9 protein-coding genes are annotated in these 13,673 nt (G+C 72.2%); 8 read left to right on the top strand and 1 reads right to left on the bottom strand.

From position 1 onward, the window contains the following. Positions 1 to 2: 2 nt before the first annotated feature. The 6 genes from AB0G15_RS22245 (at position 3) to AB0G15_RS22220 (ending at position 5,265) form a co-directional block, all read left to right on the top strand. Positions 3 to 536, top strand: a complete 534-nt coding sequence (locus AB0G15_RS22245) for a MauE/DoxX family redox-associated membrane protein (protein WP_362842740.1) — start codon at positions 3 to 5, stop codon at positions 534 to 536. 86 nt (positions 537 to 622) lie between these two features. After that, complete coding sequence (locus tag AB0G15_RS22240) at positions 623 to 1,300, top strand: thioredoxin domain-containing protein (protein WP_362842738.1); 678 nt, start codon at positions 623 to 625, stop codon at positions 1,298 to 1,300. A 26-nt stretch (positions 1,301 to 1,326) separates the two neighbouring features. Next, the gene (gene lgt, locus AB0G15_RS22235; protein WP_362842736.1) at positions 1,327 to 2,673 is read left to right on the top strand and encodes a prolipoprotein diacylglyceryl transferase; all 1,347 of its coding nucleotides are present in this window, start codon (positions 1,327 to 1,329) and stop codon (positions 2,671 to 2,673) included. A gap of 148 nt (positions 2,674 to 2,821) precedes the next feature. After that, a complete protein-coding gene (locus AB0G15_RS22230; RefSeq protein ID WP_362842733.1) occupies positions 2,822 to 3,541 on the top strand; it encodes a VIT1/CCC1 transporter family protein in 720 nt (239 codons plus the stop codon). Next, the gene (locus tag AB0G15_RS22225) at positions 3,538 to 4,380 is read left to right on the top strand and encodes a hypothetical protein (RefSeq protein WP_362842731.1); all 843 of its coding nucleotides are present in this window, start codon (positions 3,538 to 3,540) and stop codon (positions 4,378 to 4,380) included. Before AB0G15_RS22230 ends, AB0G15_RS22225 begins: the two co-directional genes overlap by 4 nt. A gap of 270 nt (positions 4,381 to 4,650) precedes the next feature. Next, positions 4,651 to 5,265, top strand: coding sequence for a hypothetical protein (locus AB0G15_RS22220; protein ID WP_362842729.1), 615 nt, complete (start codon positions 4,651 to 4,653; stop codon positions 5,263 to 5,265). Here the strand turns inward: AB0G15_RS22220 and AB0G15_RS22215 are convergent. After that, a complete protein-coding gene (locus tag AB0G15_RS22215; protein WP_362842726.1) occupies positions 5,240 to 7,144 on the bottom strand; it encodes a bis-aminopropyl spermidine synthase family protein in 1,905 nt (634 codons plus the stop codon). The two genes, AB0G15_RS22220 and AB0G15_RS22215, sit on opposite strands and share 26 nt — an antisense overlap. Positions 7,145 to 7,343: 199 nt before the next feature. On the opposite strand from AB0G15_RS22215, the gene gltB reads away from it, so the two are divergent. Together gltB and AB0G15_RS22205 are read left to right on the top strand one after the other, a co-directional pair. Then, a complete protein-coding gene (gene gltB, locus AB0G15_RS22210) occupies positions 7,344 to 11,849 on the top strand; it encodes a glutamate synthase large subunit (RefSeq protein ID WP_362842723.1) in 4,506 nt (1,501 codons plus the stop codon). A 91-nt stretch (positions 11,850 to 11,940) separates the two neighbouring features. Further along, the gene (locus AB0G15_RS22205) at positions 11,941 to 13,419 is read left to right on the top strand and encodes a glutamate synthase subunit beta (RefSeq protein ID WP_362842720.1); all 1,479 of its coding nucleotides are present in this window, start codon (positions 11,941 to 11,943) and stop codon (positions 13,417 to 13,419) included. Positions 13,420 to 13,673: the final 254 nt, after the last annotated feature.

The following is a 13,673-nucleotide window of genomic DNA, read 5'->3' as shown; positions in this document are numbered from 1 at the left end:
TCGTGATTTCGGCGCTACCCTGGGTAGCGACCGTCTCACGGCTGGTGCTGGCGGGCGTGCTGATCGTCGCGGGTTGGGGCAAGATCGGCACCCCGGTGCTCTCGGTTCAGGCGGTCGAGGCATATGAACTGCTCCCTGAATCGCTCGCCACGGCGGTCGGCTACGGCCTGCCGATCCTGGAGATCGTCGTGGGGGTGTTGCTGGTCGTCGGGCTGCTCACCCGGGCGGCGGGTGTCATCTCGGCACTGCTCATGCTGGCGTTCGTCATCGGGATCGCCTCGGCGTGGGCGCGCGGGCTGCGCATCGACTGCGGCTGCTTCGGCGGCGGCGGTCAGCTGGCGGCCGGGGTGGAGCCCGACTACCTCATCGACATCCTGCGTGATTTCGGTCTCTTCGGGCTCGGTGTGCTCGTCGCCTGGTTTCCTCCGGGCCGCTTCGCGCTGGACTCCGCCCTGGGACTCACCCCGGGACGGGAGCCGTACGACGACCCTGACGGCGACGACGAGGAGGAGCACCAGGAAAAGGGGACTGACTGATGGGCAAGGCCGCGCGGGAGCAGTCGGCGCGTGATCGGATCAAGGCACAGCGCGAAGAGCAGATGGTGAAGGAAAGGCGCAAGCGTATGGCGACCATCGGAACGGCCGCCGTCGTCGCGATCGCCGCCGTCGGGGCAGGCTGGTGGTTCGCCGCCCAGAGCAGCAGGTCCGAGGAGGTGGGCGCCGCGCTCGCGCCGGTCACCGTCGCCGCGGACGGCTCGGTGGTCATGGCCAAGGCGGGCGTGGAGAAGCCGGTCCTGGACGTCTTCGAGGACTTCCAGTGCCCCGCCTGCGAGGCGCTGGAGAGGACCAGCGGCGCCACGATCAAGAACCTGGCGGCCGAGGGCAAGGCCAAGGTGGTCTACCACCCGATCACGATCTTCTCGGAGCAGACCAACAAGGGCATCACCCGGGGCAACTCCCTGCGCGCCGGGGCGGCCTCCCGCTGCATCCCCGGAGGCGCGCCCTGGAGCAGGTTCCACGACAGGTTGTTCGAGGAGCAGCCGTCGGAGAGCGCGGAGGGCTTCACGATCCCCGACCTGATCGCCTGGGGCAAGGACGCCGGGGTGACCGACACCGGCTTCGAGAAGTGCGTGACCAGCCAGGAGAAGGCGTCCGCGCACCTCGCCTACAGCGCCGAGGTCCTGAAGAGCCAGAAGCTCACGGGCACCCCGACGCTGAAGCTCAACGGCACCGAGGTGGACACCGCGGTGGCTTTCAAGCCGGCCGAGCTACGCCAGGCCGTTCTTGATGCCGCCAAGTAGCGCGCGACACGGTAACGTCACCTGACATGCCCCTCGCCTCGATTCCCAGCCCCTCCCAGGGGGTCTGGCACCTTTTCGGCGTGGTCCCCATCCGGGCCTACGCACTGTGCATCGTGCTCGGCGTCGTCGTCGCGGTCGCCATCGGCGAACGCCGCTGGCGCGCCCGCGGCGGTGTTCCCGGAACGATCGTGGACCTCGCCGTCTGGGCCGTGCCGTTCGGCCTGGTCGGTGGCCGCCTCTACCACGTCATCACCGACTGGCAGCTCTACTTCGGGCCGGACGCGCCCAACGAGCCGATCGAGGCGCTGTTCATCTGGAACGGCGGCCTGGGCATCTGGGGCGCCGTCGCGCTCGGCGGCGTGGGCGTCTGGCTGGGCTGCCGCGGCCGGGGCATCTCCCTGACCGCGGTGGCCGACACCGTGGCCCCCGGGATCGTGGTGGCCCAGGCCATCGGCCGCTGGGGCAACTACTTCAACCAGGAGCTGTTCGGCAGGCCCACCGACCTGCCGTGGGGCCTGGAGATCGACCCCGACCGGCCCGGCACGGTGCCCGGTGAGGACACCTACCACCCCACGTTCCTGTACGAGTCGATCTGGGACCTGGGCCTGGCGCTGGTCCTCATCTGGCTCGGCCGCAAGTTCGTGCTCCGGCACGGCCGCCTGTTCGCGCTCTACGTCGCCGGTTACACCGTGGGCCGCTTCTGGATCGAGGGCCTGCGGGTCGACACCGCCCACCACATCCTCGGCCTGCGGCTCAACCAGTGGACCTCGATCATCCTGTTCATCGGGGCGATGGCCTACTTCTGGTACGCCAGGAACAAGACCGGCGAGGAGCGGGTCATCCCGGTGACCGAGCCCGACGGCCTCAAGGGCGGGGCCGTCGCTCCGGGCGAGGACGAGGGCGCGGATCCGGCGAAGGGCGAGGACGCCGCCGCACCGGCCGGCACCCTGGCCGCGTCGGACGTGGGAGACGGCGTGGGGGATCCCGTCGACCCGGCCCACCCGTCCGACCAGGCCGACCCGGCCGAGAACGACGGCGAGAGCGGACGGGGCACCGGGGCGCGACCCGCCTCGGCGACGCTCGCGACCGCGGACCCGGGCACGGCCGGAGGCTCGGCCGATCCCGCCCACCCGGCTGACCAGGCCGAGCCGGTGGAGAGCGACCGGGACGGGAACGACCCGGCCGGCGACGAGCCGGGCAGAGCGGTTCCGGCCGCCGCCCCGGGCAGCGCCACTCCGGGCAGCGCCCCCTCGGACAGCACCACCCCGGACAGCACCGTCCCGGGCGGGGCCGCCTCCGACGCGGAGAGAGGCGATCTCCGCGGGGAGGCCGCGACGAAGGGTGTTCCCGAAGGCGAGAAAGAACGACGTTGACGTTCCTTTCACGGTCGGGGCCCCGGGGCCCCGGACGCGCCGCCGGATCGTCCGGCACGCCGGCGTACTCCCCCTCCGGGGCCGAGACCGGCGGCTCGCCGCCTCCCCCGGGCGCTGAGTCCCCGGGGCCGTCCTCCGAGGGATCGGAGTGAGCCCGGACGCCTCCGGGGGGCGCGCCGAGATGCACCACCGGCATCGCGACGTCAACGGCGGCTGGCTGCGGCCGTCGGTGTTCGGCGCGATGGACGGCCTCGTCTCCAACTTCGCCCTGATCGCCGGTGTCGCCGGCGGCGATGCCGGCACCGGGGTCATCCTGCTGGCCGGCATCGCCGGACTGGCCGCGGGCGCGTTCTCCATGGCCGGCGGCGAGTACGTCTCGGTGGCCAGCCAGCGGGAACTCGCCCTGGCCGAGATCGACGTCGAGCGGCGCGAGCTGGAACGCCACCCCGAGGCCGAGCTGGAGGAGCTCGCCAAGCTCTACGAGGAGCGGGGCGTCGACCCCGCGGTGGCGGCCGAGGTGGCCAGGCAGATCTCGATGGACCCCGAAAGGGCCCTGGAGGTGCACACCGAGGCCGAGCTCGGCGTCACCCTCCGTGACCTGCCCTCGCCCAGGATCGCCGCGGTCTCCTCCTTCCTGTCGTTCGGCGTGGGCGCGCTCCTGCCCCTCCTGCCGTACCTGTTCGGTGTCACCAGTCTGGTGGCCTCGGCGGTGATCTCCTGCCTGGCGCTGTTCGGCGCGGGCGCGCTGGTCTCCCGGGTCACCGCGCGCAGCTGGTGGTACAGCGGGCTGCGCCAGCTCGTCGTCGGCGCGGTCGCCGCCGGCCTGACCTTCGCCCTGGGCACCTTCCTGGGAGGAACCGCACTGTGACCCCCCCACCTCCGACCCCCACCCCGGCCCCCGGGCGCAAGCGTCGCCGTACCTCCGGCAAGGCGCAGACCTGGAGCGTCCCCCTGCTGGAGGAATGGGGGCTGACCCGGACCCAGCAGCGGCTGGTGGTGGTGTTCGGATCGCTGGCGGGAGTGCTGGTCGCCGCGCTCGCCCTCACCCTGGCGATCTCCGCGATCGGCAGCGACTTCGAGCCCGAGCGGGCCACCGCCTCGGTCATCGGCACCGAACCCCGGCCGGACGTCTATCGGGGATGGCCCTCCTCCAAGGTGTTCGCGCCGATCGCGGAGAGCAGGGCCGACCCCAAGCCGCTGACGGTCAAGGACCTCTTCGCCAAGACCCTCAAGGAGGGCAGGACCACGCTGAGACTGGCGGGCAGCCCCAAGCTGGAGACCGACTGCGTGGCGGCGACCTGGGGCCAGGGGTTCGCCGACCTGCTCACCCAGGGAGGGTGCACCCAGGTGGCGAGGGGCCTGTACGCCAGCGCCGACGGCCGTTACGTCGCCCAGTACACCATGTTCAACCTGCGCGACACCGCCGCCGCCGACGCGCTGGCGAACACGCTGACCACCCTGCACCGGGGCGGCTGGGTCCGGCCGCTCCAGACGCCCAGGGTCGCCTTCCCCGCCGGTGGCCACACCGAGGCCAGCGGTCACGCCATGGGGCACTACGCGGGCCTGGTCTGGATCGGCAGGGCCGACGGAGCGGAGCCGGGCCCGAGGGACGACTTCGTCTCGCTGTCCCTGACGGTCCGCGCGACAGAGAAGGCGATCTTCCGTCGCATCGTCGCCGCCTCCCCGGCGCCCGCCCCGGCCCAGTAGTTCCCGCACGACGGGTCGTTCCCCGGATTTTCCGGCCGGTGCCGCCGAACCGGCCCATCTTGTGCTGCCGAACCGGCCCCTCCCGCGGTGCCCGGCCCCTCCCGCGGTGCCAGGCCCATCCGACGGTGTCCGGCCGCCCCGGAGACCGGGGCGGCGGCGCGGGGGAGCCCGCCGGCCGCCGGGCGGGGTCACCGACCGTGAGACTCTGATTCCGTTCGGGAATCCCGGTTCTTCGAGGACGGGGGAGATCTCGAAGTAAGCTTTTTCCTCATGCGCAAGTGGATCATCATTGTCGTGCTGGCCGGGGTCGCCGGGGTGGGAGCCTTCCTGTGGCTGGGCAACGAGCCCGCCCCGCGCGCCGCGGTCCTGCGCGCGGAGTCCGGTACGGCCCACTACGCGCCCATCGCGACCCGTGTCCTCGATCCCCGGCCGCTCACCGTCGCCGAGATGTTCCCCGGCCCCTCGGTGTCGGCGGGCACGACCAGGCTCGCGCTCAGGAACACCGAGACCCTCGCCGACTGCGCCGAAGCGGTCTGGGGGAGCGCCGAGGACGCGGTCGGCGGATGCACACAGGTGCTGCGGGCCCGCTACGAGACCGAGGACGGGGCGGTCTCCGGCCAGTTCCTGATCTTCAATCTCGCCGACTCCGCCGCCGCCGACAGGCTCGTGGCGGCGCTCAAGACCGGCGGATTCGTCCGGCCCGCCCCCGACACTCCCGACGGCTTCGACGGCTCGCGCAGCTGGGCCCAGGTCCGTGGCCTCGGACACTACGTCACGGTGAGCTGGGTCGCCCCCGTCGTGCCGGGGAGCAAGGTGGATCTCACCTACCCGCAGGTCGCGGTGGACGGCCTCGGCCTGGTCATCCAGCGCCGGCTGGTGAGCTGAGGGAGCTCTCCACCGCGGCCCGCAGCTCCAGCAGCCGGTGGGCGGGCAGTTCGAGGACGGTGACGTCGCCCGCCCACGGGGCCACGGCGGCGACGACCGCCCTGGCCTGCCTCTTCGTCAGGTCACCCCTGACCCTGATCAGGGCCTCGCGCCAGGTGTTGGCGAGCTTGCCGTGCGCGTTGTCCAGGACGCGGCGCAGGATCCTGGCCGCGTCGTCGCCGGTCTCACCGTTCCCGGTGTTCCCGGTATTCCCGGCGGGCGGCGCCACCCGTACGGCGCGCACGGACGCGCCCTCGGCGGTGAGTTCGTAGACGGGGGCGAGCAGGTCGGCGGGGAGGTCCTTCGGGGCCGCGGCCAGCGTGACCCGGACCTCCGCGGCGCGGGTGGCGAGCAGCAGCCGGGGCAGCGCGGCCTCCAGGCCGGCGGGCACGGAGATCGCCACCCTGGCCGGGTCGCTGGCGTAGGGCTTGGCCAGCCAGGTCGCCAGGCGCGCTCTGGGCGCCCTGGGCAGCACGTCACGGGGCCATTCGCCCACCAGCACCTCCGGGACGAACCCGTCGCCGGAGTCCGCGGCCAGGGCCGCTGAGGGGGCGGCGGAGGGGGGCGCCGACTCCACGGACTGCGGGCCCTGCGTGTAGATGGCGGTGCCGGACGCCTCGGTCCTGGCCGCGGCGGCGGGCCAGGTTCTCGTCGTGGGACGCAGGACGTACAGGTCGGCGGCCGAACCGATGGCCTCGGCGCCGAGGTAGCGGTTGAAGTCGGGATAGATCGCCTCGTTGACGAGGTTGAGCTGCGACAGGGCCTGCTGCACCTTGAGGGCGAGCGCGGGGGTGCGCTCGCTGGCGCCGTACGCCAGCATGATCCGGCCCTGCTCGCGGTCACGCAGCCCCTCCGCGCAGCGGGCGACGAACAGCCCGACGCCCTCGGGGGTGTAGGGAGGGTCGGTGATCGCCAGATCGGCCCAGGACTGCGCGGAGGCGGGCAGTCCCAGGCGCAGGTCGGCCCACCGGGTCCGCACGGTCAGGCCGAGCCGGTCGGCGTGCCCGGCGATGTAGGCGAGGATGCGCTCGTCGACGTCGACGACGGTCACCTCGACGCCCGGGTGCAGCATCGCGGTGGCCAGCGAGGTCAGGTCGTGGTCGCCCACGCACAGCAGCCTGGCGCCGTCCAGCCAGAACCGGGCGTCCAGCAGCAGCGCCCGCCTGACCACGGTCTCGCCGGTCGCGGCGACGTGGTCCAGCGTGTGGCGGCCCCGGGGGGCCTTGGCGATCAGCTCGTCCATGCGCGCGACCAGGTCCGCGTGGCCGGGAAGCAGGTGGGCCACGGGATCCGCCGGTCCCGGGACGCTCCCTCCCGGCCCGGCAGGGGGGAAGGCGCTCTCCCGCCGGGCCGGACCCGGCCGGTCCCGGTTCACCGGGGCAGGACCCGGCCCGGCAGGACCCGGCCCGGCAGGACCCGGCCCGGCAGGACCCGGCAGGGCGGGGCTCAGCCAGGCCGGCGGGGCCGGGAGCCTGAAGCGGTCGCCGGACCGCTCCAGCTCCCCGTCCACCTCGCGCAGCAGCGCCTCGACGGTCCGCCGCGACGTCGCGGTCTCCCTGACCAGGTCGGCGAGCGTCCACCAGCGGCCGTCGCCCAGGGCGGCGAGCGCGTTCCGCAGCCGCCTGCCGTCGACGCCCGCCCGCGCGACGAGCGCCTCGATCCCGGTCCCGGCTCCGGCCGGGTCACCGGTCTCGCCGGGGAAGTCCGGAGCGCCGGGGGAGCTCGGTGCGCCAGGGGAGCCCGGTGCGCCGGACCGCCTCGACACGCCCGGGATGTCCGGAGTGCTGGTGTCTGTCAGATCGGTGGGGCCACCCGGGCCGGCAGGGTCGCTCGGTTCCATTGGGCCACCATAGAGCCCGGACCTGGAATGTTGCGCCACCGTTACGTGTTAAACGAACCGGGCGAACCGGCACTAATTCGGCGCGATCTCACCGGGTAGGTAGGTATCCGGCAGGGTACGGTAATCTCTACCCACCACGCAGCAGGGCCAACGTCGTCCCTTGCTTGTTCGAAAGAAGCAAGACGACGGGAGGGATTCAATGCCTGCTGCCCACCTCGGCTTTCCCGAGCCCCAGGGCCTGTACCACCCCTCGCACGAGCACGACGCCTGCGGTGTCGCCATGGTCGCGGACGTTGCCGGTCGCCGGAGCCACGACATCGTCGCGAAGGCATTGACCGCGCTGTGCAATCTCGACCATCGGGGAGCCCAGGGTAGCGAACCGGACACCGGCGACGGGGCCGGGATCCTGACGCAGATCCCCGACACCTTCTTCCGCGTGGTGGCGGACTTCCCCCTGCCTGCGGCCGGTGCCTACGCCGCCGGTATGGCCTTCCTGCCCGCCGAGGCGCGGGCCCGCGAGACCGCCGTGCGGCTGATCGAGGAGATCGCCGCCGAGGAGGGCCTGACGGTCCTCGGCTGGCGCGACGTTCCGACCACCCCCGCCCTTCCCGGGCCGAGCGCCCGCGCGGTGATGCCGTTCTTCGGCCAGCTGTTCGTGGCCTCCCCGGACGGCGAGAGCGGCCTGGAGCTGGACCGGCTGGCCTTCTGCCTGCGCAAGCGGGCCGAGCACGAGGCGAACGTCTACTTCCCCTCGCTGAGCTCCCGGACCATCGTCTACAAGGGCATGCTCACCCCGCTGCAGGTCGAGCAGTTCTTCCCCGACCTGAGCGACGAGCGCTACGAGACCGCGATCGCGCTGGTCCACTCGCGTTTCTCCACCAACACCTTCCCCTCGTGGCCGCTGGCGCACCCGTACCGCTACGTCGCCCACAACGGCGAGATCAACACGGTCAGGGGCAACCGCAACTGGATGCGCGCCCGCGAGGCGATGCTGAAGACGGCGAACCTGCCGGGCGACCTGTCGAGGCTCTTCCCGATCTGCGACCCGGCCGGTTCCGACACCGCCTCCTTCGACGAGACGCTGGAGCTCATCCACCTCGCGGGACGCAGCCTGCCGCACGCGGTGCTGATGATGATCCCCGAGGCGTGGGAGAGCCACACCGAGATGGACCCCGCGCGGCGGGCGTTCTACGAGTTCCACTCCACGATGATGGAGGCCTGGGACGGCCCGGCCTCGATCACCTTCTCCGACGGCACCCTCGTCGGCGCGGTGCTCGACCGCAACGGCCTGCGGCCCGGGCGGTTCTGGGTGACCGCGGACGGCCTGGTCGTGCTGGCCTCCGAGGCGGGCGTGCTGGACATCGCCCCCGAGGACGTGGTCCGCAAGGGCCGCCTGCAGCCCGGCAAGATGTTCCTGATCGACACCGCGCTCGGCAAGATCATCGAAGATGACGAGATCAAGGCCGAGCTGGCGGCCGAGCTGCCGTACGCGGACTGGCTGCACGCCGGTCTGGTCCGCTTCGAGGAGCTGCCCGCCCGCTCGCACGAGATCCCCTCGCACGAGGCGCTGATCAAGCGGCAGCAGACCTTCGGCTACACCGAGGAGGAGCTGCGGATCATCCTGGCGCCGATGGCCAGGGCGGGCATCGAGCCGATCGGCTCGATGGGCACCGACACCCCGGTCGCGGTGCTCAGCGAGAAGCCCCGGTTGCTGTTCGACTACTTCAGCCAGCTGTTCGCGCAGGTCACGAACCCGCCGCTGGACGCGATCCGCGAGGAGCTCGTCACCTCCCTGGCCAGCACCATCGGCCCCGAGGGCAACCTGCTCGACCCGGGCCCGGCCTCCTGCCGCCAGCTCGTGCTGCCCTACCCGGTGCTCGACAACGACGAGCTCGCGAAGATCATCCACATCAACGACGAGGGCGCGCTGCCGGGCTTCCACCCGCACGTGGTCTCCGGCCTGTACGAGGTCGCGGGCGGCGGTGAGGCGCTGCTGCGCCGCATCGAGGAGATCCGCGCCGAGGTCTCCTCGGTGATCGAGGGCGGGGCGCGGATCATCGTGCTGTCCGACCGCGGCTCCTCCGCCGCCCTGGCGCCGATCCCCTCGCTGCTGCTCACCGGCGCCGTCCACCACCACCTGATCGCCGAGAAGACCCGCACCAAGATCGGTCTGGTCATCGAGACCGGCGAGGCGCGCGAGGCGCACCACATGGCGCTCCTGGTCGGCTACGGGGCGGGCGCGGTCAACCCGTACCTCGCCATCGAGACCGTCGAGGACATGGTCGACTCCGGCGTCCTGAAGGTCGACCGGCACAAGGCCGTGCGCAACCTCATCAAGGCGTACGGCAAGGGCGTGCTGAAGGTCATGTCCAAGATGGGCGTGTCCACGGTCGCCTCCTACACCGGCGCGCAGATCTTCGAGGCGCTCGGCCTGAGCCAGGAGGTCGTCGACGCCTGCTTCACCGGGACCACGTCCCGCCTGGGCGGCGTCGGCTTCGACGTCCTGGCCGAGGAGGCGGCGCAGCGTCACCTGCGCGCCTACCCCCGGGCGGAGAACGCCCACCGCCGCCTGGAGGTCGGCGGCGAGTACCAGTGGCGCCGCGAGGGCGAGCCGCACCTGTTCAACCCCGAGACCGTCTTCAAGCTGCAGCACGCCACCCGCTCGCGCCGCTACGAGATCTTCAAGGAGTACACCGGCCTGGTGGACTCCCAGGCGGAGAAGCTGATGACGCTGCGCGGCATGTTCAAGCTGCGCGAGGGCGTCCGCGAGCCGGTGCCGATCGAGGAGGTCGAGCCGGTCAGCGAGATCGTCAAGCGCTTCTCGACCGGCGCGATGTCGTACGGCTCCATCTCGATGGAGGCGCACGAGACGCTCGCCATCGCGATGAACCAGCTGGGCGGCAAGTCCAACACCGGTGAGGGCGGCGAGGACCCCGAGCGGCTGCACGACCCGGCCCGCCGCTCGGCGATCAAGCAGGTGGCCTCCGGCCGGTTCGGCGTGACCTCGGAGTACCTGGTCAACGCCGACGACGTGCAGATCAAGATGGCCCAGGGCGCCAAGCCCGGCGAGGGCGGCCAGCTGCCCGGCCACAAGGTCTACCCGTGGATCGCCAAGACCCGGCACTCCACCCCGGGCGTCGGCCTCATCTCGCCGCCGCCGCACCACGACATCTACTCGATCGAGGACCTCGCCCAGCTCATCCACGACCTGAAGAACGCGAACCCGGCCGCCCGGGTGCACGTCAAGCTCGTGGCCGAGGTCGGGGTCGGCACGGTCGCGGCGGGCGTGTCCAAGGCCCACGCGGACGTCGTGCTCATCTCCGGCCACGACGGCGGCACCGGCGCGTCCCCGCTGACCTCGCTCAAGCACGCGGGCGCCCCCTGGGAGCTCGGCCTGGCCGAGACCCAGCAGACGCTGCTGCTCAACGGCCTGCGCGACCGGATCGTCGTGCAGGTGGACGGCCAGCTCAAGACCGGCCGCGACGTGGTCATCGCCGCGCTGCTCGGCGCCGAGGAGTACGGCTTCGCCACGGCCCCGCTGGTCGTCTCCGGCTGCGTGATGATGCGCGTCTGCCACCTGGACACCTGCCCGGTCGGCGTCGCCACCCAGAACCCGGAGCTGCGCAAGCGGTTCACCGGCAAGCCCGAGTTCGTGGTCAACTTCTTCGAGTTCGTCGCCGAGGAGATCCGCGAGTATCTCGCCGCGCTGGGCTTCCGCAGCATCGAGGAGGCCGTCGGCCACGCCGAGCTGCTGGACACCACCCCGGCCGAGAACCACTGGAAGGCCTCGGGACTGGACCTGGCGCCGATCCTGCACCAGCCCGACCTGCCCGCGGGCGCCTCGCTGCGCCGTACCGTGGAGCAGGACCACGGGCTGGCCAAGGCGCTGGACAACACGCTGATCCAGCTCGCCGAGGGCGCGCTCAAGGGCGGCTCCCGGGTCACGCTCGACCTGCCCATCCGCAACGTCAACCGCACGGTCGGCACCATGCTCGGCCACGAGGTGACCAAGCGGTACGGCGGGGCCGGGCTGCCCGACAACACCATCGACGTGCGCTTCACCGGTTCGGCGGGCAACTCCTTCGGCGCCTTCGTGCCCAGGGGGATCACCCTGCGGCTGACCGGCGACGCCAACGACTACGTGGGCAAGGGCCTGTCCGGCGGCCGGATCACGGTCCAGCCGCACGACGCGGCCCCGCTCGACGGGCACATCATCGCCGGGAACGTCGGCCTGTACGGCGCGACCTCCGGTGAGGCCTTCATCCGCGGCGTCGTGGGGGAGCGGTTCTGCGTCCGCAACTCCGGCGCCACCGCGGTGGTCGAGGGCGTCGGCGACCACGGCTGCGAGTACATGACCGGCGGCAAGGTGGTCGTGCTCGGCCCGACCGGCCGCAACTTCGCGGCGGGCATGTCCGGCGGCGTCGCCTACCTGCTCGACCTCGACGCCGAGCGGGTCAACCGGGAGATGGTCGAGATCGAGGAGCTGGACGAGGCCGAGTCCGAGGCGCTGCGCGAGCTCGTCGAGGCCCACCTGACCGAGACCGGCTCCACGGTGGCCAAGGCGATCCTCGCCGACTGGGACCCGTCCCGGTTCGGCAAGATCATGCCGACGGACTACAAGCGGGTCCTGCGGGCCGCCGAGTCCGCCCGGCTGGAGGGCCGCGACATCGACGAGGCCGTCATGACCGCCGCGGTCCAGGGGTGAGGCCGATGTCCGTTTCCACGTCGAAGACCGTTCATGTCGCCCATGTTTCCCGGGCTCTCCAGGCTTTTCACGGATAAGGGAGGTACGACCGATGGCTGACCCCAAGGGTTTCCTCGCTCACGGACGCGAGCTGCCGGCGCGCCGCCCGGTGGACGTGCGCATCCGCGACTGGCGGGAGGTCTACGAGGACTTCCCCAAGCCCGCGCTGACCAAGCAGGCCGCGCGGTGCATGGACTGCGGCATCCCGTTCTGTCACAACGGCTGCCCGCTGGGCAACCTGATCCCCGAGTGGAACGACCTGGTCTACCGGGACGACTGGCAGGAGGCCATCGAGCGCCTGCACGCCACCAACAACTTCCCGGAGTTCACCGGCAGGCTCTGCCCGGCTCCGTGCGAGGCGGCGTGCGTGCTCGGCATCAACTCCGACCCGGTCGCGATCAAGCGGGTCGAGGTCGAGATCATCGACCGCGCCTTCGACGAGGGCTGGGTCACCCCCCAGATCCCCGCGTCGAGGACCGGCAAGCGGGTCGCGGTCGTCGGCTCGGGCCCCGCGGGCCTGGCCGCCGCGCAGCAGCTCACCAGGGCCGGGCACGACGTGGTCGTGTTCGAGCGGGCCGACAGGATCGGCGGCCTGCTCCGCTACGGCATCCCCGAGTTCAAGATGGAGAAGCGGCACATCGACCGCCGTCTCGACCAGATGCGGGCCGAGGGCACCGAGTTCCGTACCGGCGTCAACGTCGGCGTGGACATCACGGCGGCGCAATTGCGCGAGGAGTTCGACGCGATCGTCCTGGCCGGCGGCGCGACCCAGTGGCGGGACCTGCCCGTCGCCGGACGCGACCTGGCGGGCATCTACCAGGCGATGGAGTACCTGCCGCCCTCAAACAAAGTCCAGGAGGGCGACTTCCCGGTCTCGCCGATCAGCGCCGAGGGCAAGCACGTCGTCGTGATCGGCGGCGGCGACACCGGCGCCGACTGCATCGGCACCGCCATCCGCCAGGGGGCCGCCTCGGTCACCCAGCTGGAGATCATGCCCCAGCCCCCGGCGGCCCGCCCCGGCAGCCAGCCGTGGCCCACGTTCCCCATCCTGTTCAAGATGGAGAGCGCCCACGAGGAGCTGGCCGACGGCGGCGGCGACCGGGTCTACGCGGTCTCCACCACCGAGTTCGTCGGCGACGCCGACGGCAACGTCCGGGCGCTGCGCCTGGTCGAGGTGGAGGGTCCCGCGGCCGGGTTCAAGCCGGTTCCCGGCTCCGAGCGGGAGATCCCGGCCGAGCTGGTCACGCTGTCGATGGGCTTCGTGGGCCCGGAGAAGAAGGGCCTGCTGGAGGAGCTCGCCGAGGTCGCCGGAGGCGAGTTCTTCGACGCCAGGGGCAACGTCGCCAGGGACAGGGGCTACATGTCCTCGGTCGACGGCGTCTTCGTCGCCGGGGACATGGGCCGCGGCCAGTCGCTGATCGTGTGGGCGATCGCCGAGGGCCGCTCGGCCGCCTCGGCCGCCGACCGCTACCTCACGGGCCAGACGGCCCTGCCGGTGGCGATCCCGCCGACGGCGCGGCCACTGGTCTGAACGCACGGGGGGCCGGTCCGCCGGGCGGGCCGGCCCTCCGCACGGTGGAGCGCATCGGTACCTCGACATCCCGCCCCGGCCGACCGGCGCGGGGCTCACCGCGACTCGTCGAGCCGCTCCATCCCCGACGCCGGGGCGTTCTCGGCCGCCGGCGGACCGCCCAGGCGGCCGGCCGTGGCCCACGTCCGAGTGGTCGTCGGTCTTGGACGGCCGCCTGCTGACATGTCATGGCCGGTCCGGGTGTGTCATGGTTG

Origin of the sequence: Streptosporangium sp. NPDC023825, assembly GCF_040639575.1 — a bacterium.
Taxonomy (GTDB): Bacteria; Actinomycetota; Actinomycetes; order Streptosporangiales; family Streptosporangiaceae; genus Streptosporangium.
The sequence above is the reverse complement of the archived record's forward strand: the minus strand, read 5'-3'. Positions and strand labels throughout refer to the sequence as shown.

What these genes read in the sequence shown, in the direction of transcription:
- AB0G15_RS22240 (WP_362842738.1), top strand. Translation starts at nt 623, where the DNA reads ATGGCGACCATCGGAACGGCCGCCGTCGTCGCGATCGCCGCCGTCGGG.
- lgt (WP_362842736.1), top strand. Translation starts at nt 1,327, where the DNA reads ATGCCCCTCGCCTCGATTCCCAGCCCCTCCCAGGGGGTCTGGCACCTT.
- AB0G15_RS22220 (WP_362842729.1), top strand. Translation starts at nt 4,651, where the DNA reads ATGCGCAAGTGGATCATCATTGTCGTGCTGGCCGGGGTCGCCGGGGTG.
- AB0G15_RS22215 (WP_362842726.1), bottom strand. Translation starts at nt 7,144, where the DNA reads ATGGAACCGAGCGACCCTGCCGGCCCGGGTGGCCCCACCGATCTGACA.
- gltB (WP_362842723.1), top strand. Translation starts at nt 7,344, where the DNA reads ATGCCTGCTGCCCACCTCGGCTTTCCCGAGCCCCAGGGCCTGTACCAC.
- AB0G15_RS22205 (WP_362842720.1), top strand. Translation starts at nt 11,941, where the DNA reads ATGGCTGACCCCAAGGGTTTCCTCGCTCACGGACGCGAGCTGCCGGCG.